This is a genomic window from Aliirhizobium wenxiniae (assembly GCF_019511445.1).
Classification (GTDB): domain Bacteria; phylum Pseudomonadota; class Alphaproteobacteria; order Rhizobiales; family Rhizobiaceae; genus Neorhizobium; species Neorhizobium wenxiniae_A.
Genome location: NZ_JAEUAN010000008.1, coordinates 90575 through 115056, shown reverse-complemented (window position 1 = coordinate 115056; position 24482 = coordinate 90575). Strand labels below are relative to the sequence as shown.

Annotated in this window: 19 protein-coding genes; 5 read left to right on the top strand and 14 right to left on the bottom strand. The window is 57.3% G+C overall.

Annotation, left to right across the window (positions count from 1 at the left end):
- The 5 genes from JNB91_RS12000 to JNB91_RS11980 all read right to left on the bottom strand — a co-directional run bounded on the left by JNB91_RS12000 (window position 1) and on the right by JNB91_RS11980 (window position 7005).
- Window positions 1-2355, bottom strand: a complete 2355-nt coding sequence (locus tag JNB91_RS12000; protein ID WP_430736271.1) for a SpoIIE family protein phosphatase — start codon at window positions 2353-2355, stop codon at window positions 1-3.
- Window positions 2355-3527: a methyltransferase domain-containing protein gene (locus JNB91_RS11995; protein ID WP_430736270.1), complete on the bottom strand. Its 1173-nt coding sequence runs from the start codon at window positions 3525-3527 to the stop codon at window positions 2355-2357. The genes JNB91_RS12000 and JNB91_RS11995 overlap by 1 nt, the downstream gene beginning before the upstream one ends.
- Window positions 3524-4048: a hypothetical protein gene (locus JNB91_RS11990; RefSeq protein ID WP_220325744.1), complete on the bottom strand. Its 525-nt coding sequence runs from the start codon at window positions 4046-4048 to the stop codon at window positions 3524-3526. Before JNB91_RS11990 ends, JNB91_RS11995 begins: the two co-directional genes overlap by 4 nt.
- Window positions 4045-5718, bottom strand: coding sequence for a putative bifunctional diguanylate cyclase/phosphodiesterase (locus tag JNB91_RS11985; protein WP_220325743.1), 1674 nt, complete (start codon window positions 5716-5718; stop codon window positions 4045-4047). The genes JNB91_RS11990 and JNB91_RS11985 overlap by 4 nt, the downstream gene beginning before the upstream one ends.
- Window positions 5719-6006: 288 nt before the next feature.
- Window positions 6007-7005, bottom strand: coding sequence for a helix-turn-helix transcriptional regulator (locus tag JNB91_RS11980; protein WP_220325742.1), 999 nt, complete (start codon window positions 7003-7005; stop codon window positions 6007-6009).
- Window positions 7006-7131: 126 nt separating this feature from the next.
- Between JNB91_RS11980 and JNB91_RS11975 the strand changes: the two genes are divergently transcribed.
- From JNB91_RS11975 to JNB91_RS11960, 3 genes are read left to right on the top strand one after another with little or no spacing between them, the layout of a single operon-like run.
- Entirely contained in the window at window positions 7132-8562 is a 1431-nt protein-coding gene (locus tag JNB91_RS11975; RefSeq protein ID WP_223218158.1) for an MFS transporter, read from the top strand.
- A 47-nt stretch (window positions 8563-8609) separates the two neighbouring features.
- Window positions 8610-9980, top strand: a complete 1371-nt coding sequence (locus JNB91_RS11965; protein ID WP_220325740.1) for a TonB-dependent receptor — start codon at window positions 8610-8612, stop codon at window positions 9978-9980.
- 10 nt (window positions 9981-9990) lie between these two features.
- Complete coding sequence (locus JNB91_RS11960; RefSeq protein WP_220325739.1) at window positions 9991-11148, top strand: FAD-dependent monooxygenase; 1158 nt, start codon at window positions 9991-9993, stop codon at window positions 11146-11148.
- A 105-nt stretch (window positions 11149-11253) separates the two neighbouring features.
- On the opposite strand, the gene JNB91_RS11955 is transcribed toward JNB91_RS11960, so the two are convergent.
- From JNB91_RS11955 to JNB91_RS11940, 4 genes are all read right to left on the bottom strand, one after another.
- Entirely contained in the window at window positions 11254-11478 is a 225-nt protein-coding gene (locus JNB91_RS11955; protein WP_223218157.1) for a hypothetical protein, read from the bottom strand.
- Between the two features lie 217 nt (window positions 11479-11695).
- Complete coding sequence (locus tag JNB91_RS11950; RefSeq protein ID WP_220325738.1) at window positions 11696-11872, bottom strand: hypothetical protein; 177 nt, start codon at window positions 11870-11872, stop codon at window positions 11696-11698.
- Between the two features lie 71 nt (window positions 11873-11943).
- Window positions 11944-12132: a hypothetical protein gene (locus JNB91_RS11945; protein ID WP_220325737.1), complete on the bottom strand. Its 189-nt coding sequence runs from the start codon at window positions 12130-12132 to the stop codon at window positions 11944-11946.
- Between the two features lie 371 nt (window positions 12133-12503).
- Window positions 12504-13274 (bottom strand): FadR/GntR family transcriptional regulator, encoded by a 771-nt coding sequence (locus JNB91_RS11940; protein ID WP_220325736.1) that lies wholly within the window; start codon window positions 13272-13274, stop codon window positions 12504-12506.
- Between the two features lie 278 nt (window positions 13275-13552).
- Between JNB91_RS11940 and dgoD the strand changes: the two genes are divergently transcribed.
- A complete protein-coding gene (gene dgoD, locus JNB91_RS11935; RefSeq protein WP_220325735.1) occupies window positions 13553-14701 on the top strand; it encodes a galactonate dehydratase in 1149 nt (382 codons plus the stop codon).
- Window positions 14702-15093: 392 nt separating this feature from the next.
- On the opposite strand, the gene JNB91_RS11930 is transcribed toward dgoD, so the two are convergent.
- The 3 genes from JNB91_RS11930 to JNB91_RS11920 are packed head-to-tail and all read right to left on the bottom strand — an operon-like array spanning window position 15094 to window position 19216.
- Complete coding sequence (locus JNB91_RS11930; protein ID WP_346269312.1) at window positions 15094-15645, bottom strand: 2'-5' RNA ligase family protein; 552 nt, start codon at window positions 15643-15645, stop codon at window positions 15094-15096.
- Between the two features lie 7 nt (window positions 15646-15652).
- The gene (locus JNB91_RS11925; protein ID WP_220325734.1) at window positions 15653-17671 is read right to left on the bottom strand and encodes an acetyl-CoA carboxylase biotin carboxylase subunit; all 2019 of its coding nucleotides are present in this window, start codon (window positions 17669-17671) and stop codon (window positions 15653-15655) included.
- Window positions 17672-17683: 12 nt separating this feature from the next.
- On the bottom strand, window positions 17684-19216 hold the full coding sequence (locus tag JNB91_RS11920) for an acyl-CoA carboxylase subunit beta (RefSeq protein WP_220325733.1): 1533 nt from the start codon (window positions 19214-19216) through the stop codon (window positions 17684-17686).
- A 280-nt stretch (window positions 19217-19496) separates the two neighbouring features.
- Here JNB91_RS11920 and JNB91_RS11915 point away from each other — a divergent pair, with 280 nt between their 5' ends.
- Window positions 19497-21596: a carboxy terminal-processing peptidase gene (locus JNB91_RS11915; protein ID WP_220325732.1), complete on the top strand. Its 2100-nt coding sequence runs from the start codon at window positions 19497-19499 to the stop codon at window positions 21594-21596.
- 53 nt (window positions 21597-21649) lie between these two features.
- Here the strand turns inward: JNB91_RS11915 and JNB91_RS11910 are convergent, their stop codons facing one another.
- Together JNB91_RS11910 and JNB91_RS11905 are read right to left on the bottom strand one after the other, a co-directional pair.
- A complete protein-coding gene (locus tag JNB91_RS11910; RefSeq protein WP_220325731.1) occupies window positions 21650-22909 on the bottom strand; it encodes an amidohydrolase family protein in 1260 nt (419 codons plus the stop codon).
- 7 nt (window positions 22910-22916) lie between these two features.
- On the bottom strand, window positions 22917-24482 hold the full coding sequence (locus JNB91_RS11905) for a gamma-glutamyltransferase family protein (protein ID WP_220325730.1): 1566 nt from the start codon (window positions 24480-24482) through the stop codon (window positions 22917-22919).

Sequence of the window (24482 nt, the reverse complement as noted above, 5' to 3'; positions counted from 1 at the left end):
CTACCTGTGCCGCAATACGAGGAGCGTGATGTCATCGTGAATCTTATGCGAACCAATATAAGCCATGAGCCTGTCGATAATCCCGGCGGCGATACGGTCTGCACTCTGGTCATGAAGCTTTACCGCTTCTTCGCAGAGCCGCTCTATGCCGAAAAGCTCACCTTCTGCGTTCTCGGCCTCGGTCACGCCGTCCGTATGCAGAACAATGATATCGTCCTTTTCAAGCTTGATCCTGCGGGTACTTACAAAGGGTGAAATGTCGGATTCCAGTCCAATCGGCAGACCCAGATCCATCGTCTCGATTCGTTCCAACGCACCATTCGCGCGAACGACGATAACCTCTTCGTGCTGCCCGGAAATCAGCATGTCTTTTCCGTCGTAGTCGAGGAAGGCGAGTGTCAGATGTTTGTCGATCCTGGTCCGAACGATGTTCTTGAACAATGCACTGTTAAGGTCGACCAGGAATTTGACCGGATCCTTCGTCCCCGCTTCCTGCAAGGCTCTGGCGACGGATTGCACCATCAGCATGAGAACGCCGCTCTCCAGGCCGTGTCCGGTCACATCGCCGATGCCGATCTTGAAACGCCCATCTGCTTCAAGAACGTCGTAATAGTCGCCTCCCACCTCGTCTGCGGCACTCATATAGGCCGCGATCTCAAGATCCTTCGATGAGGAAAGTTCTGACGCCAGCGGAAGAACCATCATCTGAATTCGCTCCGCAACGGCCAGCTCCGTCCCCAGCCGTCGGTTCTCCCGCTCCAACTGGGCATTGAGCGCCGATATCTCTTCCTTTGCGTCTTCGATTTCGGCCGTCCGCTCCTCCACCAACTGTTCCAGATTTTCGGTGTGGTAGCTGATCTGCTCGGCCATCCGGTTGAAGGCTTCGCTTGCCTCTCCGACTTCGTCGCGACTGGTCACGGCCACGCGGACCGAATAATCCTGGGTCTGGATCTGCCTTGCAGCGCCCGCGAGTGCCGTAATGCCCCCGGTTATACGTTTTGAAACTGCCAATACCGCCATGGTGACGATCATCAGAGAAAAGAGGATCGCGAGGATCTGATAGAGGACGATGCGGTTCGTCGCATCGGAAATCTTGGCTTGAGCGGCAAACAGTGATGCATAGATTTCTCGCTCGGGAACAACGATACCGAGTGACATGGCATCTTTCCTGACCTGACCTGGCTCCCACAGGTTGACCGGCGGAAGCTTTTTCATGATCACCATATAGGGCACGGGTGCACCGCCCTGATCCAGCATGACGTGCCTGATCTCGTCTCCAAGGTCATTGGCCAGCTCTGTTATTGCCGGCTGAGAGCTACCTTTCAGTGAACGTTCGAGACCGGTAACGCCGGTCCCCTTTGTGTCGCTTGCGGAACGCAAACCGATCGTCTTCTCGCCATCCTTGCTGATCGCAATGACGTTTCCATCCGACATCGCCAGAAAGCCGAATCCGCTTTCGGCGACTTTCACGTTCTCCACGGTCTGCGCGAGTTGATCGAGCGTGATATCTGCACCGGCCGTACCCGCGACATTCTTCCTGTCGGCGCTCCAGAGGGGATGGAAGAAACTGACGATCAGCTTGCCGGTTATCGCGTCGGTATAAGGTGCGGTCTGGGTAATGCCATCTGCGACAGGCTGTGTCTGTGCACCGGCAGCCCAGCTTTGCCACGTCTCATAAAGACCGGGAAAAAAGAAGTCCCAGAAATTGGCTTCGTTGTGACCCGGATAAAGGCGATCGAAAGTCTGCGCCTGATCCGTATAGGGCGCTGTCCTGAATATCGGCCGTTCCTTTGGGCCGATGAAATACATCTGAAGCTTCGAGGAGCCACTCTTGAGAAGGCTTGGCGCAACAAGGTCAAGCACTGCGCTTGCCTGAATTTCGGCCTGCACGTCCGGCCGGGGCGAATGATCGGCATCCAGCAGATAGCTCCAGGCACTGACGACGGACGGCGAGCCGGGCGCATTCTGCGCCCATTGGCCAACAGGGTCGAAAGAAAGCCGAATACTGCCCGGGGAGGTGGTCGATATCGCTGATCCGATATCTGCCTGCCTCCGCGGATTGTCGATCTGCTCCTGAAGCACACCGGCAAGCACGCCGACATCGCTATTTACCTGACCAAGAAGCAGAGAGACCTGATCTGCGGTGGAATTTGCATAGGTGCGAATGTAATCCTGGCTCGCCTGCTCAAGTCCATGGCCGACTTCCTCAGTCGCATCTCGTGACAGGCGCTGCACATTCCATAGCGCCAGTCCACCGCTGATCAGCAGGTCAAGGAGAACCGCGCCACCAACGACAAGGATGAACTTGGCCCTGAATGAGCCCCATGGCCGGGTGCTGGTCTGTGCGCCGTCCATCAATATGGTTTCCGCCCTGATGCTGCCCAGATCGGCCATCCCGCATAGCCCTTGGGGTGAAGGGCTGCGAGAACATGATCCTTGAAGCCCTGCCGAAACCGTCTGATGAATTCCGGCGGATCGCCGCGACGCACAGCCATTTGCCCGGCATAGACATTTTCCCATGCCTCGATCACATCGGCAAAATCCCTTGGATCTCCGTCGAGATTGGTCACCATGAAGGTCTCGACCTGTATGGCGTCGAAACCGGCATCGGTCAGAAGACGACGGCTCTTCGGCCCCATTTCAACATCCATGTCGAAATGGCTGAAGAGCTTGGCCACCTGCTCGTAGGTCCACCGGATCGTTTCCGAATGCGGCTCGCCCAGGCAATGCGAGTTTTTTTCGTTGGTGATGTATACTCTGCCGCCCGGTTTACAGATCCGGTAGAGTTCACGCAGCAGAACATCCGGGCGGTCGAAAATCTGCAAGGAGTGACGGCAGGTCACGAAATCGAACTGGCTGTCCGCCATCAGCATCTGCGAGGCATCCCCATACGTGTATTCGATCGATTTCAAGCCGAAGTCTTCAGCCACTTGCCTTGCGTATTCGAGGCTTTTCTTCGAGTGATCCAAGGCGAGAAGCCGCGTGGGATTGAAATGCCGTTTGACCAGGGTCGCGAAGTCTCCGATACCGCAGCAGATATCTGCGACAGCCATGCCGTCGCGCAGACCGTGTCGGCGAAGGATCTCGCGCTCGTGACGCCAGGTCATCTTCGTCTGTGTTCGCAGAATCGGGATGAAGCTCTCGTCTTCCACGAAGGTTTGTCCGGGATAAAAGGCCGAATCGTAGATTTCGACCACAAGATTGGGAAGACCTGATGCCAAGGTCTTGAAGAGAGGGGCTGACCAGGCAATCACGCTTGACGTGACGATGACGATATTGCGCTGCGGGCCTGCCTTGCAGGCGTTTATCAACGTATCCTCAAGGCAGCGAAACGCGGTCATGTTGAGATGAGTAAGACGCTTCAAATTCACATAGACGGTATTCTGGCTCTCAAGCAGACTGCGTCTGACCACGTCCGTTACGCTTGCCATCTCTTCGGATATCCGTGGACGCATTCTGCCACTCAGTACGATCTCCTGATTGAGTTCGTTGAATTCCACGGAAAACGATGACGCGAACCGGCTCAATGGACGGCCTCCCGCGCATGAAAATCCGCAACCAGCAATACCCGGTCATCTGCATCGGCTTCAGCATGAATATCGACTTCGATGGCTTGAGCGAGGGCGATCAGGTCATGAACAGGATGCCGGGGGCTCGCAGCGGCAGGCTCACAGAGCGTCGCCCATGGCATGCTGCTGTCCTTTTCGTACAGAAAGCCAACGCTAAAGCGTATGCACAGACCATTTTTGACGAGCTTGAAATCGACCTTACTCATCGCGCGGGCCGAGCTGAATGCCACCTCGACAATCTCATTGATAAGCTGGGAACTGAAATTGGCGTATCGTGCCGGATCCTCGTGCGACTGAGCCACGATATCTGCCAGATATTCGGCAATCACGTCGCAGAGACGAAATTCCGAAGTGAAGAAACTCACGTCCAGTGACAACGCCATCATATCCTGAAATTCCATCGGCTTGGGACTGAGGTGTTGTACGGTCATGATCATCTCCACCTGCGGTTCCGGAAGGGGCCGGGATATGGCTTTCATGGCCGGGCATGTTCGTCCGGAGCCATGGGCGGTCGAGTTGGTATGTGCTTTAGAAAACCAGAACTTTTCATAAAACCCTTTATTGCCGATGCGGGTAAGGGCTTTCCGATTGCGTGCCCCTGAAGGCGATCGCATCCCAGGTCGCGCAGCCATTCGACCTGTTCGGGCGTTTCCACACCTTCGGCGGCAACCTCCATTCCCAGATCATGCGCGAGTGTCACAACCGAGCGAACGATGGCCTGGCTCTTGGGATCCGTTTCGAGATCGGACACGAAATACTTGTCGATCTTCAACGTGTCGAAAGGGAAATTCTTCAGGTAGCTCAAGGAAGAATATTGCGTTCCGAAATCGTCCAGAGCGATCCTGATGCCAAGTACGCTAAGTGTGTTGAGAGTGTCGAGATTGTTTACCGTGCGTTCCAGCAGAACGCTTTCGGTGATCTCAAGCTCGAGACGCTCGGATGGGAGACCAACGGCGTCCAGTACCTGAGAAATCCGGTCGGTCAGGCCGCTGACAAGGAATTCCGCGGGAGATAGATTAACGGCGACGATGCAGTCCGACGGCCAGTTCAGCGCTTCGCAACAGGCGTTTTCCAGAACCCATCGCCCGATCTCGCTCATCAGGCCGTCCGTTTCGGCCATCGGAATGAAAACAGCCGGAGGAATGTTTCCGAGCAGCGGATGTTGCCACCGAAGCAATGCTTCGAAGCCGATCAGCCGGTGACATTCGACAATCGGTTGGTATTCCAATGAAAATTGGTCTTTTTCCAGCGCGATCCGCAAGCTTCTTCGCAGTAGTTCACGTTGCTCGATGATCTGCAGCATGGAAGCGTCAAATGCGCTGGCTCGACCGCGCCCTTCCTTCTTTGCTGCATAGAGCGCGACATCCGAGGTTTTCATCAATGTCTCAGGGTCGGAGCCATCGGCAGGAGCAGTTGAGATCCCGACGCTGAGCCCGACAAACACCGAGATGCCGTCAAGCGTGAAAGGTTGTTTGAAGGCTTGGACGAGAGCGTGTCCCAAGTCTTCCTTGCGCTGCAGATATTCGGGGCCGATCGATATGATCGCGAATTCATCCCCGGCCAAACGATAGGCGCGCTCCGTGCCGGCGAGGCAATCTTTAATCCGGCCTGCTGCAAATTGAAGCAGCTTATCGCCAGCCGGGTGTCCCAAAGTGTCGTTTACGGGTTTGAAATCATCGAGATCGAGCTGCATTAAGCAGACAGCATTGCCGTCCCCCAAAACGCCCCCCAGCGCTTCCGACAGATCGCTTGCAAACTGCCGCCGGTTCGGAAGTCCGGTCAGCGGATCATGTGTGGCTTGATGCAAGAGGGCTGCGCGTTCGGCTTTGTCACCAGCCCGATAGGTCTGAACAACGCCATAGAATTCTCCGATTGCATGGATCGCAAGCTCTCGGAATGTTCCGTTTCCCACATCGCGGTTGAAACGCAGTGGCTGCTCGCGTGTCGCTTTGAAGTGATCCTGAACGGCTGCGCTATCCAGTTCGGGATAGATTTCCCAAAGAGAGGGGCTGTTTTCGCGGGACACAGAAGGCAAAAAGCCGGTCGACATGTCAGCAAGCCTGAATTCGCGATCGAAGACCGCAAGTCTGTCGTTCCAGTCATCAGTGGCGTCTGGAGAAAGGTGCCAACTGGTTTGCGCATTGCTCATTTGTGAGAGAACCCCCTCATCGTAGCTTGTCTACGTACTCGCTTAGCCTATGCCTTGGGGTATATTAGCGCGACCTACTTAAAAATCGACCAATAAAGCTGATAGGAAACAATATTCGGCTCCCGTGGAGGCGGCCACCGTTCTCACGGCCGAATAGGTTGACCAAAACGCCTCTTTCGGTCGTCCCGATAATTTGCCAGCTCAAGCCGTATATGGCGGGATACGTTTCCAACTAGGGCAGGCATCGCCCACCGTGGCTGGATGGGGAGGCGTCCCAATATCTAAACGCTACTGGATGCCAGCGGATGATTGAGGGACGGTTCGGATCTTGGACGGTTGAATGCCGAACCTCCGCAGGAAAAGTTGCGAGAAATGGCTCGAGTTGCCGTAGCCAACGGCAAGCGCTGCCTGGGTTACGTTTACATTCCCACTTTCGATCAACCGGCGTGCCTCGAGCAATCTCTGCTCCTGCAGAAATGTATAGACGGCGTAGCCGTAAATGCTCTTAAAACCGGTTTTCAGGCGCTTTTCCGTCAATCCAGCCTCGCGGGCGAGTTCGCTTAGGGTCCATGGCCTCGCCAATTCAGCGATCATGAGGTCACGGGCGCGCTGAAGGAGGCGTTTGTCGCGCGGTGGGATCGATGCTGTTGGCTGCGCCCTGCGCATGGCAGAAATGGAGGCATTGATGATATCGAGCGCCCTTGCCTCGAACGCCAGATCGTCGCTTTCCACCATGGCGCTGTCGAACAATGCGCGCGCCACCGCGAGAAGCTGCGGCGGAACCGGCAGGATACCGACCCATGTACCGTTGCCGCAGGCCATATGCAGGCTGTGGTTTTCATCCAGCGACGAGAGGACATCGGCGGCGCCGAGCTTCTGCCAGAGCGCGATGTCTACGCGAATGTCCAATCCCTTGAAACGCGTCCCGATCGGTACGTCATAAAAGCCGATCGCACCTTTCGGAGCCGCCATAATATAGATTCGGCCCGGGCGGTAAGGGATGCTCGAAAGCCTTTCATCCGCGGTTCCAAGCAGCCAGCCTTGGCCCGATGCCTCGAATAGAAAGTCGATCGCGATGCAGGGTTCGGTGGAGAAGCGTCCGACAAAATCGGCCCCGATCACCATGTCGAACACGGAGATGGTCAGCCCAGGGCGCACACCGAGGATCTTGTAGGCACCTTCCGTCGAAACGGACGAGAAACTTTCGTCAGCAGGGTTTGGGCCAAGCACGACGATATTTTCCTGATCAGACTGGGCCAGAGCCCGCTGTTCCACACGCAGATTCATTCTTTCTCCGCCAAACGGCTACCGGGCCGAAAAAATGGCCCCGATCACAATATCCATGAACCTGATTACAATAGTCAAGTTTTGACGATTGGATTATTCGGGGCACCTGTTTCGTTGCGAGGGGTAATGTCTGCGACCTTATTGAAATTTTCCGCGCGCTCCGGCGCGTGGGTCGTGCTCGGCTTGTTGGCCGGACTTTATGCCGCTCAGTCGGTGACCGGCAACATGGTGCAATCGGCGCTACCGGTCGCCTTGCGCGATGCCGGGATGCCGCTCAATCAGATTGGCTATCTCGCCGTGCTGTACCTGCCTTGGGCTCTGAAATTCCTGTGGGCGCCATTGGTCGACAAGTTCTTCACGGAGCGTGGCTGGATCCTGGCCTGCCAGGTTGGTATCGCGGTCTGCTTCCTGGTCGCCATGACCTTTCCGCCACAGACACATCTGATGCCACTTTCGGTCGTATTGATCGTGATGGCGACCTTGGCGGCGACGCAGGATATCGCAACGGATTCGCTTGCCGTAAGGGCGACAAGCGAGGAGACCCGTGGCGCTGGCAGCGGCGCATCGACTGCCGGTGCCTATCTGGGTTTCCTGGTCGGCGGCGGCATATGGTTGATCATCTACAGCCATGCAGGTTGGGCCGTATCGATGGCCGCGATGGCGGGTTTCATATTGCTCCTGAGCATTCCTGTTCTGCTGTCTTCCGGTCTCGCGGCCCCAAAGGACCGATCGGCCTTCACCAGACGTGTCGCGCTGAGGGAGAGCCTGTCCAACCGGGCATTGATGAGCGGCCTGATTTTCCTGCTTGTCTATCAGGTCGGTATCCGGATGGGATCTTCGATGACGGGGCCATATCTTGTCGACAAAGGCATGTCGCTTGATGTGATCGGCATGGTGCGCGGGGCCGGTGGCGCGATTGCCGGGTTCATTGCCGCAACGCTTTCAGCGCTGCTCGTCCAGACCATCGGAATCCGCCGCGGCATCATTGTGGCGGCTGTGATCAACACCGCGCTTCTTTTGGCGCTCGCGTCCCTGGAGCTCGTCGGTTCCGTTTGGCCAACGCTCGCTGCGACGCTGCTTGTCGCACAGGTGGCCGCAGTGGCGATGTCCTTTGTCGCGCTTTACGCGGCCATGATGAACTGGTGCAATCCCGCTCAGACGGCAACGGATTTCGCGTCCTGCAAAGTCTTGACGCCATCGTTGCGATCGCGGCATCCGCAGTTGCCGGGCAATTGGGCAACGCATTGGGCTATGGCGCCCTCTTTGCCGTCTCGGCTGTCTTCATCGTCTTTGCCATGCTGCTCGTTCCCCATCTCCTGGCTTTTTCCGGCCAGTCTCTCCCGCATTTCTCCAATGAAGAAAAGGTATCGGAACCATGATGCGCCATCGCTTTTCCAGCGTCTCCGCAATCACCATCCTTGCAGGCGTGTTGCCACAGGCCGCAGCAGCCCAGGATGCAGCTACGGAAACCGCGCTTGCTCCGATCGTCATCACCTCGACAAAACGAAGCGAGGACTATTTCGTCCTGCCTTCCACGGTAGATATTGCGACTGCTGAGGACTTGCAGGTTCGCAGCGCAGCGCCAAAACGACCAGTATACGGTCATGGGAACGGGTGAAGACGTCGGTGGCACGGATGACGTCAACGGTCAGGTGCGTTTGCGTTACGCCCCGGATGACAGCCCGCTTGATGTAATGGTGACGGCAGGCCGCGGCCATGTCACATCGACTGAAGAATATTTCGTTATGGAAAGCATGCTGAAGGACAGGGTCGCCCTGCCGGTTCCGTCGGAATACACGCTGGACACCTGGAATTTTGGCATCAACGCCAGCTACGATCTGGGGCCCGCCACGATCACGGCGCTTACCGGGTATCAGAAAAGCGACTTCGACCGCACGGTCTTTGGTTCCTACACGCCCGAAAAGCAGTGGACACTGAGCCAGGAATTGCGCATCGCCTCCAATCCTGATGAAGGTTATGCGATCGACTATGTCGCCGGCGTCTACTACCAGCATCTCGATTTCGAGAGAAACCTTCCGGCCTATGGCCAGGTCGCGCGGCAGAAGATCGATAGCTACGCAGCCTTTGCAGACTTGACCTGGCATGCAACCGATCGGCTGGACATCACACCCGGCCTGCGCCTTGATTATGAACGCGCGGAAGCAGAGGCGGTCGGCTTCATCAATTTCAAGGATGACAACGACTTCATGTCGCTCTCACCGAAGCTCGGTGCAAGCTACGGACTGACCGATGAGCTACGTGTCTACGGACTGTTCAGCACCGGCTACAAGGCGGGAGGGTTCACACGCACGGTAACTTCGCTGAACAATTCCTTCACCTACGACCCACAGACCACCTACAACGGCGAAGTAGGCTTGAAGTACCGTAACGATGCGGGGACGCTCGAAGCTCAGCTTTCGGCCTATTACAACATAACCACGGACTACCAGATGTTCGTCGGCGTCCAGCCGAACCAATATCTGCAGAATGCTGGGGAGATGACGGCCAAGGGCGTCGATCTCAAGATCAGGGCACGTCCGACCGACGAACTCGGCGTCACTTTGGGTCTCGGTTACAACCACAGCGAATTCACGGACTATAATGATCCAACCGGAGCAGGCCTCGACTATACCGGCAATCGTGTCCCCTACGCGCCGAGATTCACCGCCAACCTGATGCTGGACTATCGGTTTGACCTTCAGGAGGCCTCGGGGGCGATTATCCCCTATGCCGCGCTGACCTATCTCGGCGACATCTACTTCGACGAGAGCAACGGCGTCGGCCAGGAAGGTTATGCGCTGGTGGATCTCGGCGTCAAATGGGAGCTGGACGACAGAGTGGCGGCGGAAGCATTCGTTACCAACCTCTTCGACAAGACATATTCCACCTACGGCTTCAACGTTGCGCCCTACGGAAATGTCTATCAGCTCGGCGAAGGCCGCGCTGTCGGCGCACGCCTCAGCATGACATTCTGAGGAGGTCGATATGCGTGTATTGATCGCCGGCGGAGGACCCGCCGGCATGACCCTCGCCGCCTGCCTGAAGGAACGCGGGATCTCAAGTGTCGTCGTGGAGAAAGCGAAAAAGGGACGTACGGGCGGTTATTCGATCGGCCTGCATGTCAACGGGTGGAACGTCGCCGAGAAGTTGGGGCTGATAGAAAGTTTCAAGGAGAAGGCGATGCCGCTCGGGCCTGCGCTACATCGGGACAGACACGGCAGAAAGCTATTTTCCTATGACTACCGAACGCTCTACAAGGCGTCCGGTGGCAAGATTCTTGCGATCATGCGTGAGGATTTCCAGGCGATCCTGACCCAATATGTCGAGGCGGATGTCGACATACGTTACGAAACCACAGTTGCGAGCGTCGTTGAGGATGTCGAGGGTGTCGATGTCATCTTCTCCGATGGTCTGCGTGAGCGTTTCGATCTCGTCGTCGGGGCAGATGGTTATCGCAGCGCCTTGCGGGAAATGTTATTCGGGCCGCATGACGAATTCCTCAGGCCTCTCGGCTATCGAGCCGCTGCCTGGCGCGTGCCGGTCAAGGGTGTGCTCGGCGCCAGCTTCGTCGGCATGATGGACGTCGATCATCAGGGTGGCCTTTACAATATCGGCGATGGATCCGCTGCAACCCTCTTTTGCTGGCGGGACGATCGGACGGACTGTCTGAATGCTGATCAGCGCCGCCAGGTGCTGCTGGAACATTTCGGCACATGGCCGGATCCCGTATCCTCATGCCTGCGATCCGCAATCGACTGGGACGCTTCTTTCTTCGATACCGTTTCGCAGATCGAAGTTTCCAAATGGTCGAGGGGGCGTGTCGTACTGCTTGTCGACTCCGCCTGGTGCCTCACCTTTCTTGCTGGCCAAGGCACGTCCACGGCGATGGCCGGGGCTTATGTCTTGGCTGCGGAACTGGCACGCCAACCCTATGCCGAAGCCTTCGCAGCATATGAGGATCGGTTGCGACCCTTGGTTACCAGGATGCAGGCGGTTTCCCGCAAGATCGGCGGTCACTACATACCGCAAAGCAAATTCGGGATGCGCGTGCAGTCCTGGGTCTTGCCGATCATGCTATCGCGGCCTTTCATCAAACTGGCCGCCCGTCAGTTTTCTGCGCCTGTCCTGCCGCTGGATAGCTGAGCTGCCAAGCAGGATGCCAGCGGAAGCAAAGGTCCTCAAAGCCATCGTCAATCCGGCCGCGCAGGAAGACCAAGACACGCCGATCGCAGGAAGATGCGGCCTGTTTCAGGAGTGCCTTAGATCGTTCAAGCCGCGATGAGCGGAAATTGCCTTCCGTATCGCCGGAACGGTGTCGTTACCCTCGCGGAACAGGTTGATAACGATCGCGGCTGCCAATTCCGCCTCCGGGCTTTTCTTTTCGACCTTGGCGTCCTCGATCCACTCTCCGAGAGCGGTTTCGACAATGGCAAGCTCGGTTGGCCCGAATGTCTTCTCTAGAAATGTTTTCATTTGATGCATCTTGTCTCTATCGCGCGGGATGTGGGTCGCGATGGCGAATTCGTCAAGATCGCTCATGCGCCTCTTTTTTATCACAACCTCATCAGGCAGGCCGATTTGTCGCTATGTCTTGACAGTCATCCAGACGCGCTGCTCGAGTGCCCCTGGATGACGGTGCTACGATTTCTCGATCTGCTACAGCTACTGTCCGGCAAGTGGGCGGAGCGCATCAGTCGCTCATGCGACCTGCTGCAAAAATCACCGAAACGAGCCCTGCTGCCAAAATGACGGATACGAGGCAGTTGGGGATGCCTGTATCCAAACTGCGCAAGGCCAGGCTTAGGAAGATAAGTGCTGCGCCAACCGTCATCGTTCGGTTGCCGGCAAGTCTCACAATGTCTTTCATTGAACTCTCTGGGAAACTGATTGATCGAACGCGCATGGCAACAGCCGGCCAAATTCGGCGCTTGGCTGTCGTCAGGCGGCAACCGCTCTCTGTGAGCGGAGATGAGCGCTAATCGCGCCTCTGAGTTCGCCAACTGTTGAGAAAAGCCGGTCATCGAGATCGATGACGTGAAACTTCACAGCGATAAAACGCAGCTTCCCACTATCCGGAATGGCTATGCCAACGGGCAGTCCGCCATGTTCAATGACCTGCTTCTGCATGTCCTTCACTCCAATCTCGCAATCTTTCTCCAGTGTTTTCGGCCGTAAGCGGCGCGATACACATCTGCATTCGCGAGTGGAGGCGGCATTTGAAGACGGATGACCCCACAAACTTGCTGGCAATGCCTTGGCCTTCAGCGTTGAAGTGTTTCATGTCCGACTTCCATTCATTCTGTTTTCGTCACGGGTAATCTAACCGCGCATGCCATGAGGCACGAGGCAAATTAATCTATCTTTCCTGTAGATTTTGGATATGCGTTCGCCCGTGGAATATGAGTAGATGTCTGTCTTTCCATGGCGCGGAAGCGTCATCGAGACCGATACCGGTTGAGATTTGCCGTCGCGAAGGCGATTCCCTGGGATGGCAGATGTCAGCTCTCGGTGGAGCCGGAACCTGCCCGAGCTTGCCTCAGGGCTTCCGTCATCTCACCTCTTGCCGCATTGAGGAGGTGCTCCATGGCCTGGCGTGCTGCTTCCGGCTGCCGCATACGGATAGCTTCCAGAACATCGTGATGACTTGAAATCGCCTGCTCGTGTGATTGGCTGGCGCGATTGGTCAGCCGGAAGCTCGCAAGCAGCGCCGCCTGAATGGCGCTTGCAAACTGGCGATAGACCCAGTTGCCGCTGGCGTTGATGATGGCTGCGTGGAATTCGAGATCGGCCCTGCTCCAGGCTTCGGTATCGCGGGAATTGGCCTCGACCATGTCCTCGAATGCCTTGGAGATCTGGTAGAGTTGGCGCGCATTGGCATTGGCGGCCGCCTGCGCTGCAGCCGCTGGTTCCAGCAGCTGGCGGGCGTCCATCAGCGAGGAATAAAAGGCTTCGTCGGCGCCGACCGACAGCATCACATCGAGAACGATGGGATCGAGATAGTTCCAGTTCTCCTTCGGGAGGATGGTCGTGCCCGCCCTTGTCCTTGATCGCACCATGCCGAGGGCAGAGAGATATTGCATCGCCTCGCGCAGGCTGGTTCGACTGACGCCAAATCGTTCGGTAAGTTCGGCCTCGTTGGGAAGTGTGGAATTCTCCGGAAAAGCGCCCGACACGATCATCTCAACAAGACAGTGAAGCAGCGCTTCTCGCACGCCTCGTTTTCCGCGCTGGGCGATCGGAGTTCCGTGCTCGGTCAATGTTCGGGTCATGGATGGGTTTTTCAACGGAGGTCCTCAGTTGCCACTGCTGATTTCACATAAGGCAGACGCAGATAGCATTCTGCAATTCATAATATGAAGCGATCTCGAATTTTGATCAAATCCAGAAATAAATCATATTTATGTTGACATCTATCCTATGAATTTTAATCCTCCTCGACAGGGATGCGATGGCTTCTGGGCTCTTAATTTCGGGGCGGAAGAAATTCCGCAGGTTTTGCCATGGCCGCCAATGCAGCTGAAATTCTTTTCATATTTGGAGTATTTTGATGAAGATCACCAAGCTGACCACCTATATCGTGCCGCCGCGCTGGCTGTTTCTGAAGATCGAAACCGACGAGGGCATCGTCGGTTGGGGTGAGCCGGTCGTCGAGGGCAGGGCGCTTACGGTCGAAGCTGCGGTGCAGGAAATGGCCGACTACCTGATCGGCAAGGATCCGTTCCTGATCGAGGATCACTGGACGGTTCTTTATCGCGGCGGGTTCTACCGGGGCGGGGCGGTCCATATGTCGGCGCTTGCCGGCATCGACCAGGCGCTCTGGGATATCAAGGGCAAGGCGCTGGGCCAGCCGATCCACTCGCTGCTTGGCGGCAAGCTCAGGGATCGGATCAAGGTCTATTCCTGGATAGGCGGCGACCGTCCCTCGGACGTCGCGCGCAATGCCAAGGATGTCGTCGCCCGCGGTTTCAAGGCCATCAAGCTCAACGGCTGCGAGGAAATGCAGATCGTCGACACCAATGAGAAGGTCGAGAAGGCAGTCGAGACGATTGCCATAATCCGCGAGGCCGTCGGCCCGCATATCGGCATCGGCGTCGATTTCCATGGCCGTGTCCATAAGCCGATGGCAAAGGTTCTTGCCAAGGAGCTGGAACCCTACAAGCTGATGTTCATCGAGGAACCGGTGCTTTCCGAAAATCGCGAAACGCTGAAGGAAATCGCCAACCATTGCTCGACGCCGATCGCGCTCGGGGAGCGGCTATTCTCACGCTGGGATTTCAAGCAGGTTTTGTCGGATGGCTATGTCGATATCATCCAGCCGGATCTTTCGCACGCGGGCGGCATCACCGAATGCCGCAAGATCGCAGCGATGGCGGAGGCTTATGATGTGGCGCTGGCGCCGCATTGCCCTCTCGGCCCGATCGCACTTGCAGCATGCCTGCAGGTTGATGCCGTCAGCTACAATGCCTTCATCCAGGAGCAGAGCCTCGGCATCCACTATAATCAGGGCAATGATATCCTCGACTATATCTCCAATAAGGAAGTCTTCCATTATGCCGACGGCTTCGTCAGCATTCCGCAGGGGCCGGGTCTCGGCGTCGAAGTCGACGAAGCTTATGTGATCGAAAGAGCCAAGGAAGGCCACCGCTGGCGCAATCCGATCTGGCGACATGAAGACGGCAGCCTTGCCGAATGGTGAGATGATTTCTCGATAAAAACACGCGTCCGGCTCTATTCTGGCCGGGCGTCGTCTATCCGACGAAATCGGATATGGTTGACGAGTGCATATTCTGGAACACGCCCTCTCCGTAGTCCGGAAAATCGTTCAGCACAGTTCCGAACTGAAGGCCCAAGGCCCAGGCGCCCAAGGCGAAAATCGACAGGAGGATCGAGAATGACGGTCCGAAGTCTGTAAGCACAATATGGCCGAGGCGTAAAAGGTCGCTTGCGTTGGGCATGTCGTCAAACCTTAGACATCACGCGTGTGGTGAGAGAAAGAACGAGGGCGTAATGCCTGTCAGGGCTTCCGGTTCCGACGAAAGCTCAGTTTTTTTGATGAAATTGCGAAATCGTTATCGAGAGGACCGAAGATCAGTAGCCAGTACCGGATGGCTGTGGCTGCGATTGCCCCTCTTGATCTGGTAAGGACACAAGGCCTTCATGACGCCACGGACCGCCCAGATAGCTCCATAGATCGAGCCCGGTGATGCGGATTGTTGTCGGTTCGAACCGGCTTTTCAGCTCGAAAAACAACTGGTCTGCTTTCGCCCGCGATACCTTGTTCTGGATCGTGATATGCGGCCGGAATTTCTGCAGATCCTGCGGGCCGGGCCAGGAGCCGAAGCGGCGGACGAGTTCGACTCTCAACTCCTGCAGTTCGGGACTTTCGATCTTGAAGGCAACACCTGCTCCCAGATGCTGAACGCCGTTGACGGCTGCGGGAAAGCTCGCTCGCACAAGAAGCGTTTTGACCAGGATATCCCTGACCGCCGCGAGCCGCTGGCCGGGGAGATGATGGAAGACGGTGACATGCGCCTTGAGGAAATTGCGGGCAGGGGGAAAATGCGCCTGCCGAAGAAGATCGAAAGGTTGCATGTCATCAGCTTCGACATGCGCGGTTATGATCACTGGCGGCAGCGTCACCCGGCAATCATTCGAATTCGATGATCAATTCATCCACGGCAAGGCTTTGGCCCTGTGCGGCGGCAACGCGTTTCACAAGCCCCGCTTTCTCGGCCTTCAGGACGTTTTCCATCTTCATCGCCTCGACCGTGGCAAGCGTCTGACCGGCCTCCACCTTGTCGCCCGCGCTTACGGCGATAGACGTAATGACGCCGGGCATCGGGCAAAGCAGCATTTTCGACGTGTCCGGCGGCAGCTTGACCGGCATCAGCCTGGCAAGCTCTGCGATCCGCGGTGAGCGTACGCGCGCCAGAACATCCATGCCGTGCCAGCGTAGCCGGACGGCCGATCCCACCAGATCGACCTTTACCATCAGGCTTTCCCCGCCGAGATGAAAGTCCGCAAGGCTCTGTCCCGGGAACCAGCCGGTCGCAGCGGATATGTGATTGGCATCGCCAAAACGCACGAAGGCTCCATCGGCTGCTGTATCGAGTGTGACCGGGCTTTCGAATATGGGCTTTGCGCCAATCGAGAGCGTCACGACCCAGTCTTTCGCCACCGCCCGGCGACGCTTGGACAGCGTGCCGGAAATCCAGGTTGCCCGCTCCTCCAAAGACTGATTGACTAGCGCCGCGATGGCCGCAAGCTTGCGCGCATCGCCAACATCGGGCTCGACGCCGGAAAAGCCATCCGGAAACTCCTCCGTTATATAGGCAGTCGTCAGCTTGCCGGAGCGAAACCGTTCCTGCTGCATAACCGCAGACAGGAAGGGCAGGTTGTGGCCGATTCCTTCCACCTCGAACGCATCGAGCGCCGTGCCCATGGCGTTGATCGCGGCTGTCCGGTCCTCGGCCCAACTGCAAAGCTTGGCGATCATCGGGTCATAATACATCGAGATCTCGCCGCCCTCGAACACACCGGTATCGTTACGGATAACGGCTCCGCTATCCTGCAGTCCCTCGACCGGCGGGCGATAACGGGAAAGACGGCCGATCGACGGCAGGAAGTTGCGATAGGGGTCTTCGGCATAGAGACGGCTTTCGATTGCCCAGCCGCGAAGCACCACGTCTTTCTGTTTGAGAGAGAGCTTTTCGCCGGCGGCAATACGGATCATCTGCTCGACGAGGTCGATGCCGGTGACGAGTTCGGTCACCGGATGCTCGACCTGCAGGCGAGTGTTCATCTCGAGGAAGTAGAAGTTGCGTTTGCCATCGACGATGAATTCCACCGTGCCGGCGGAGAAATAACCGACTGCTTTCGCAAGCGCGACCGCCTGCTCGCCCATGGCCTTGCGGGTGGCTTCATCAAGGAAAGGCGAGGGGGCTTCCTCGATCACCTTCTGGTTCCGGCGCTGGATGGAGCATTCCCGTTCGCCGAGATAAAGCGTGTTTCCATGTTGGTCGCCCAGAACCTGGATCTCGATATGGCGCGGCTGATCGACGAATTTTTCGATGAAGATGCGGTCATCGCCGAAGGAGGCCTTGGCTTCGTTTTTCGAAGACTGAAAGCCTTCCCGCGCTTCCGCATCGTTCCAGGCGATACGCATGCCCTTGCCGCCGCCACCGGCAGACGCCTTGATCATGACCGGATAGCCGATAGAAGAAGAGATTTTCACCGCCTCGTCAGCATCCTCGATCAGGCCCATATGCCCGGGCACGGTCGAGACACCTGCCTCAGACGCGATCTTTTTCGACGTGATCTTGTCACCCATCGCCTCGATGGCCTTTACGGGCGGACCGATGAAGGTGACACCGGCTCTTTCGAGAGCCGCGGCAAAAGCGGCATTTTCCGACAGAAAGCCATAACCCGGATGCACCGCATCCGCGCCGGTTCTGGCAATCGCATCGAGTATCTTGTCGATGACGATATAGGACTGGTTGGAGGGTGCCGGGCCGATATGAACGGCTTCATCGGCCATCGACACATGCAGCGCATTCGCGTCGGCATCCGAATAGACCGCAACCGTTGCGATACCCATCTTCTGCGCGGTCCTGATAACCCGGCAGGCGATTTCGCCACGATTGGCGATGAGGATTTTCTTGAACATGTTTGCGGGCCTTCAGAGCGGTATCGTATCGTGTTTTTTCCAATGCGTCGTCACCTGCTTGTTGCGCAGCGAGGCAAAGGCGCGGGCGATGCGGCGGCGGGACGAATGCGGCATGATCACCTCGTCGATGAAGCCGCGTTCAGCGGCGACGAAGGGATTGGCAAAACGTTCCTCGTATTCCGTCGTACGGGCGGCGATCTTGTCCGGGTCGGAAAGTTCGGAGCGATAAAGGATCTCGGTCGCGCCTTTGGCGCCCATCACGGCAATCTCGGCCGTTGGCCAGGCATAGTTGATATCGGCGCCGATATGCTTCGACGCCATCACGTCATAGGCGCCACCATAGGCTTTTCGCGTGATCAGCGTCACCATAGGAACGGTCGCTTCCGAATAGGCAAACAGAAGCTTGGCGCCATGCTTGATAACGCCGCCATATTCCTGCGCGGTGCCCGGCAGAAAACCGGGAACGTCGACCAGCGTCAGGATCGGGATAGAAAAGGCATCGCAGAAGCGGACGAACCGCGCCGCCTTGCGCGACGAATCGATATCCAGGCAGCCGGCCAGAACCATCGGCTGGTTGGCGACCACGCCGACTGTTTGACCCTCGATACGGAGGAAGCCGGTGATTATGTTCTTCGCAAAAGCCTGCTGAATCTCGAAAAAGACGCCCTCGTCGGCAAGCGCCGTGATCAGTTCCTTCATGTCATAGGGCTTGGTCGCGCTATCTGGCACGAGTGTATCGAGGCGCATTTCGACCCGTGACGGATCGTCGTGAAAAGGCCTGACTGGAACCTTGTCGCGATTGTTGAGCGGCAGGAAGTCGAAAAGCTGGCGAACCGCTTCCAGCGCCTCGATGTCGTTTTCGAAGGCAGCATCGGCCACCGATGATTTTTGCGTGTGGGTAGTCGCTCCGCCGAGCTCTTCTGCGGTTACGATTTCGTTCGTTACGGTTTTCACCACATCGGGGCCAGTCACGAACATGTAGGACGAATCCCGCACCATGAAGATGAAATCGGTCATGGCCGGCGAATAGACCGCACCACCGGCGCAAGGCCCCATGATGACGGAGATCTGCGGAATGACGCCCGAAGCCTCTGCGTTGCGGCGAAAGACCTCCGCGTAACCGGCGAGCGAGGCAACGCCTTCTTGTATCCGCGCACCGCCCGAGTCGTTGAGGCCGATCACCGGAGCGCCGACCCGCACCGCCATGTCCATGATCTTGCAGATCTTTTGCGCATGGGTCTCGGACAAGGAACCGCCGAGCACAGTGAAATCCTGGGAGAAGACATAGACCTGGCGACCGTTGATCGTTCCCCAGCCCGTGACCACCCCATCACCCGCAACCTTCTGATCCGCCATGCCGAAATCGACGGCGCGATGGGTGACATACATGTCGAATTCTTCGAACGAGCCTTCGTCGAGCAGCACTTCGATCCGCTCACGGGCGGTCAGCTTGCCTTTGGCATGCTGGGCCTCGATCCGCTTGAAACCGCCGCCCAACCTTGCCTCCGCGCGGCGTTTTTCGACTTCGTTCAGGACTGCGCGCATATTTCCTCCCAAAGAATGTGCGAATGCAGGCATATAAAGATAGCAAAATCCGAGCGAGGGAAAGGCCGAGTTAAGTCTTACGACTTCCACAGGCGCTCGCGGCGACGCAGGCGAACATCTGGCAGCAATCAACGGAAGAGAGGATATCGGCCTTGGTTCGACATCATCTCGACAATGTGTGACGCCAGACACGAATTGTTGCGTATAGACTTGGGTTGCTAAAGCGACGCAGTTAATGCGACACCTAGTATTATCTCTCTGCACCTGGGATTAAAGCTGAATGCGCATTCGTTACGGTTTCATTGGTCTGTTCCTTCTCCTGGCACCGTCTGCCTATGCCTTGGAGCTTGGGACGCCTCCTGTTCTGGCACCGCAAAAGAGCCAGGCGGAAGCCGCCAATTTGAGCGCGCAGTTTCTAGAGCGGTATGCCTATAAGCCGGTTCCGCTGGATGACGCCTTGTCGGAAAAGATCATGGACCGGTATCTCAAGTCGCTTGATCCTGACCGTAGTTTTTTCCTCCAGGCTGATATCGACAAGTTCATGGTGAACAAGACCATGATCGACGATGCCATCAGCAACGAAGACCTGAAAATCCCGTTTTCGATATTCAACATCTATTCGCAGCGCGTTGTGGACCGCATGACATATGCGCGGGGCCTGCTCAAACAGGGCTTCGATTTTAGCGTGCGTGAAGACTACACCTTCTCGCGCGAAGACGTGGCATGGCCGCAATCGGAAGATCAGATTCACGACCTTTGGCGCAAAAGCGTCAAGAGCGACTGGCTGCGGCTGAAATTGGCAGGCCAGGCCGATGCAGCAATTCGCAATACCCTCGACAAGCGTTACGAGAATATCCTGCAACGCGTCTACACCTACAAAAGCGACGACGTTTTCCAGTCCTTCATGGCTGCCTACACGACCTCCGTCGATCCGCATACCGACTATTTCGGTGCGGCTGCCTCGGCAGATTTCGACATCTCGATGAAGCTTTCGCTGGTCGGTATCGGCGCGGTCCTGCAGGAGCGTGATGGTTACACGACCATCCGAGAACTTGTACCCGGCGGACCGGCGCAACTGTCCGGGCAACTGGCGGTCGGAGATCGCATTATCGGTGTGGGCCAGGGCAAAGCTGGTGCCGTCAAGGAAGTGGTTGGCATTCGCCTCGATGAAGTTGTTCAGTTGATCCGCGGAGAAAAAGATTCCGTCGTACGGCTCGATATTCTCCCCGCAGAGACCGCCGCCAATGGAAGCCACCGGGTCATCAGCCTGGTGCGCGACAAGATCAGCCTCGAAAAACAGGCTGCGAAGAAGACGATCGTGCCGATCGAGGACCATGGCGTATCCCGCAAGATCGGGGTCATTGCGCTCCCGGCGTTCTACGAGGATTTCGAAGCACGGCGTAAGGGCGACAAGAACTACCGAAGCGCCAGCCGCGACGTTGCCAAGCTTCTCGGAGAGTTGAAGCAGGAAAAGGTCGATGCTGTTTTGATCGATCTGCGTGACAATGGCGGCGGCTCTTTGAGCGAAGCGATCGAACTGACAGGCCTTTTCGTCGGGAAAGGTCCGGTTGTCCAACAACGCGATGCTGCCGGCAGGGTAGAGGTGGAAAGCGATGATCTTTCCAAGCCTGCCTGGACTGGGCCGACCGGTGTCCTGATCAATCGCGGATCGGCTTCCGCATCAGAGATTTTCGCAGCAGCGATACAGGATTATGGTCGCGGCGTTATCATCGGCGAGCCCAGTTTCGGCAAGGGCACGGTGCAGACCGTCATCGATCTCGATCAGGCTGCCCGCAACGACACGCCGAAATATGGCCAGTTGAAGCTGACGATCGCCCAATTCTTCCGCATCGATGGTGGGACAACCCAGCTTCGTGGCGTCACACCCGACATCACTCTGCCGGGCCTCCTGGATCCGAAAATCGTTGGCGAGTCGAGCTATGACAACGCGCTGCCATGGGACAAGATCAAGCCTGCGAGATATAAAGCGTCGAACAAGACAGCTTCATTACTGCCAGAATTGCTGAGCCGACACGAAGCACGCGTGAAAAATGACCCGGACTTCCAGCGGTTCGTCGAGGATGCTGCGGAATTGAAGGCGCAACGGGAAAAACGCGTCATCTCCCTTAACGAAGCGGAGCGCCGGGAAGAGATGCGAGCGCTTGAGCGCCGCCTGAAGGAACGTGCGCAAGGCGACGACGGTTTGCTGCGTGGCGAGGACGACGGGCTGCAGGCAAACGAGCGCAGCTTGAGTGCCGATCTTGCGCTCGAAAATGCGCGAAAGAATGCGAAGGACGTCCTGAAAACCGAAGCAGCCGCGATCGTTGCCGACGCAGCGGATTTGTTGTCGCCCGTCAGGAAAGCAGATAGCCAGCCATAGGCAATCCGGGATCGACGCTAAGCGCTGACTGGCAATTGACCAGTCAGGCTTGGCTATCCAGAGATTGCCGACAGGCTGGGCGTCGTCTTGGCTTTCAAGAGTTGAGGCCTTGGGCGCGAAAACGTCTTCAATCCGCGCTTCCATCCAGCAAGAGCAGGCGCCGAGGCTCGCACGACCTCGCATGGATCTGCCGCATCGAGGGCCACAATGTCTGCCGGCCCACCGACTGCGAGATCATGGCGCAAGCCCATGATCTCAGAGGCTTGCGCGCTCACCATATCGAAGACGAGCGCGATATCTTCGTCACGCGATAGCTGCATGACATTGGCATAAAGATTGGCCATGCGTGCCAAAGAAGCATCGCCGAATGGCGTGAACGGGTTCAGCACATTGTTGGTCGCGATTGCCGTTCTGACGCCCAACGCCGAGAGGGCGTTGGCCGGTGCGATCCCACGCGGAATGCTGAAGTTCGATTGCCGCCCCATGAGAAACAGATCCGTTGCAGGCAGAACGGTAAGAGCGATACCTGCATCGGCAATCTTTCTGCCAACCACGGCAAGTGTATCGGGATCGAGCATCGACAGATTCGTGACGTGACCGATCGTAACGCGGCCGGCATAACCATTCGCGCACGTTGCTTCGATCACCGCTGGAAGATCGGTCTTTGCCGGATCAAGGTTGAAATCGAGATGGAAGTCGATATCGACATCATGCTTTCGCGCAAGCGCGAAGATCCTGCGGACATGCTCGGCTGAATCCACATCGGTATAGGGGCATCCGCCGATCAGGTCGGCGCCTGAGTGGAGCGCCTCGTCGAGCATGGCTTCGGTTTCCGGTTCCTGTGTCAGCCCTTCCTGCGCAAAGGCGCAGATCTGGATATCGATCGCGAAGGCATAGTTGTCGCGAACCCGCTTGATGGCCTCGAAGGAACGCAATCCTGCACGCGGATCGATCTCGACAAATGTCCGCATCCGGTTGGTGCCATGCATGATCGCCTTTTCGACCAGCATCGATGCTCGCATGTAGACGTCGTCTTCGGAGAACCCGGCCTTTGCCTTAGCCGTTTCGCGCACGGCCTCTTCGAGCGTGCCCGCGCAGATCGAGCAGCGCTCCATGATGCAAGCCTTGTCGAGATGGATGTGGCTTTCAGCAAAGCCGGGAAAGGCGAATGCGCCTTCCAGATCCTCTTCCTCCACTGCCTCACAGGAAATCCTGTTTCCTATTTCCGCTATCAGGCCGTCCCGGATGGCGATATCGACGAGGCCCGGATGTCGGGCAACGGAAACATTGCGGAGAACAAGATCGACTTCCATCTGAAACCTATATGCCGATAGCGCAGCCATCGCTGCGCGGGTCATGAGCCCCTTCCATCCAGCCGTCCTCGTTCAATCGAATGACGCCAGCCTGGCCGGAGAGAGCATTGAGGGCAGGGATCGGAATGACTTCGTGCCCGCGACCGGCAAGCTCTGCCAGAACATTCCCGCCGACCGCATCCTCGATCTTCAGGTTGTCGCGGGTGTCGGAGAAGGTGCGGCCCAATAGGAAACGGGGGGCTGTAAGAGCGGAAAGCGGATCGAAATCGTGATCTATCAATCGGCTGAGAAGAACGGTCAGTGTCTGCGGCTGTCCGTCTGCGCCCTGGGTACCGTAGAGAAGATGCGGCATCCCGTTCTTCAGGCCGAGGCCGGGATTGAGCGTGTAGAAGGGCCGCTTGCCGGGCGCCAGCACGTTGGGGCTTTGCGGATCGGTGCTGAACGCGGCCCCACGGTTCTGCCAGAGAATACCAGTATCCGGCAGCAAGACGCCGCTGCCCCAGTCGTAATAAGTGCTCTGCAACACACTCGCCGATCGGCCTTCGGCATCCACGGCGGCAAGATAGACTGTGTCACCGGTCTGGAAGCGGTGGGGCCAGGGCAGGGCGGATGCGGGATCGATCGCATCCGACTTGGCCGCGAGATAATCTCTTGCCAGCCATTCAGCACAATGTTGCGCGGCGAAGTCCGGATCGGCGATCCGCCCGCGGTCGAGAAACGCCTGCTTCACCGCCTCGACACAGAGATGATAAAAGTCGGCAGACGTCGGATCGACATCTCGCATCGGAAAATTCGAGAGGATTCCCATGATCGCTAGTGTCGAAATGCCCTGTGAAGGCGGTGGTGGCGCCAGAAGTTCCATGTCGCGATAGGTGAGGGATACCGTGTCGGTGAGCGTTGCTGCCGTCTTCGCCAGATCACTCATCCGGATCGGGCTGCCGACGGATTTCAGTGTCTTGGCAATGCGATATGCGAGTTCACCCTCGTAGAATTCGCGATGTCCCTGCAGGGCGATCGTTTTCAGGACTTCGGCGATTTGCGGTTGGCGCTGAAGCCCTTGTGTCACGAAAGCGCTTGCGACCCCCGGCCAGCTCTCAATCTCTCCGCTTCGGAACGCATGCCAATGTTGTTGCGATCTGCTGACCGGAAAGCCTGCCTCCGCCAGTTCGATTGCGTCGGCGAGCAGAGACGCCAAATTCTCTTTGCCCTGCCAGTTCTCTCGCGAAAAACCGAGTGCCTTGCCCCAGCTGTCGATGACTGCGGCAGTCGTCAGGGCCGATAGCGGGCCACGAGCAGGAATGGTTTCGAGCGTCGGCAAGTCACTTGCAGCCTGGCCTATCCCCATGATTGCCTTGCGACGGCCGGCGCGGTCGGCAATGATCCAGATCGCATCTCCGCCCAGCCCGCAGAAATGCGGATAAAGCACCGCCAGTGCGGCTCCCGCCGCGATCACCGCTTCGACTGCCGTGCCGCCACGGCGCAGAACTTTGGCTCCGGCTTGGCTGGCAAGATGATGCGGGCTTGTCACGACACCGCGTTTGGACCGCGCAACGACCTTTTCTGGCTGGCTCAT

What these genes read in the sequence shown, in the direction of transcription:
- JNB91_RS11985 (WP_220325743.1), bottom strand. Translation starts at nt 5,718, where the DNA reads ATGAGCAATGCGCAAACCAGTTGGCACCTTTCTCCAGACGCCACTGAT.
- JNB91_RS11915 (WP_220325732.1), top strand. Translation starts at nt 19,497, where the DNA reads ATGCGCATTCGTTACGGTTTCATTGGTCTGTTCCTTCTCCTGGCACCG.
- JNB91_RS11955 (WP_223218157.1), bottom strand. Translation starts at nt 11,478, where the DNA reads ATGAAAACATTTCTAGAGAAGACATTCGGGCCAACCGAGCTTGCCATT.
- JNB91_RS11980 (WP_220325742.1), bottom strand. Translation starts at nt 7,005, where the DNA reads ATGAATCTGCGTGTGGAACAGCGGGCTCTGGCCCAGTCTGATCAGGAA.
- JNB91_RS11960 (WP_220325739.1), top strand. Translation starts at nt 9,991, where the DNA reads ATGCGTGTATTGATCGCCGGCGGAGGACCCGCCGGCATGACCCTCGCC.
- JNB91_RS11975 (WP_223218158.1), top strand. Translation starts at nt 7,132, where the DNA reads ATGTCTGCGACCTTATTGAAATTTTCCGCGCGCTCCGGCGCGTGGGTC.
- JNB91_RS11965 (WP_220325740.1), top strand. Translation starts at nt 8,610, where the DNA reads ATGGGAACGGGTGAAGACGTCGGTGGCACGGATGACGTCAACGGTCAG.
- JNB91_RS11925 (WP_220325734.1), bottom strand. Translation starts at nt 17,671, where the DNA reads ATGTTCAAGAAAATCCTCATCGCCAATCGTGGCGAAATCGCCTGCCGG.
- JNB91_RS11945 (WP_220325737.1), bottom strand. Translation starts at nt 12,132, where the DNA reads ATGCAGAAGCAGGTCATTGAACATGGCGGACTGCCCGTTGGCATAGCC.
- JNB91_RS12000 (WP_430736271.1), bottom strand. Translation starts at nt 2,355, where the DNA reads ATGGACGGCGCACAGACCAGCACCCGGCCATGGGGCTCATTCAGGGCC.
- dgoD (WP_220325735.1), top strand. Translation starts at nt 13,553, where the DNA reads ATGAAGATCACCAAGCTGACCACCTATATCGTGCCGCCGCGCTGGCTG.
- JNB91_RS11940 (WP_220325736.1), bottom strand. Translation starts at nt 13,274, where the DNA reads ATGACCCGAACATTGACCGAGCACGGAACTCCGATCGCCCAGCGCGGA.
- JNB91_RS11910 (WP_220325731.1), bottom strand. Translation starts at nt 22,909, where the DNA reads ATGGAAGTCGATCTTGTTCTCCGCAATGTTTCCGTTGCCCGACATCCG.
- JNB91_RS11920 (WP_220325733.1), bottom strand. Translation starts at nt 19,216, where the DNA reads ATGCGCGCAGTCCTGAACGAAGTCGAAAAACGCCGCGCGGAGGCAAGG.
- JNB91_RS11990 (WP_220325744.1), bottom strand. Translation starts at nt 4,048, where the DNA reads ATGAAAGCCATATCCCGGCCCCTTCCGGAACCGCAGGTGGAGATGATC.
- JNB91_RS11905 (WP_220325730.1), bottom strand. Translation starts at nt 24,482, where the DNA reads ATGAGCCAGCCAGAAAAGGTCGTTGCGCGGTCCAAACGCGGTGTCGTG.
- JNB91_RS11950 (WP_220325738.1), bottom strand. Translation starts at nt 11,872, where the DNA reads ATGAAAGACATTGTGAGACTTGCCGGCAACCGAACGATGACGGTTGGC.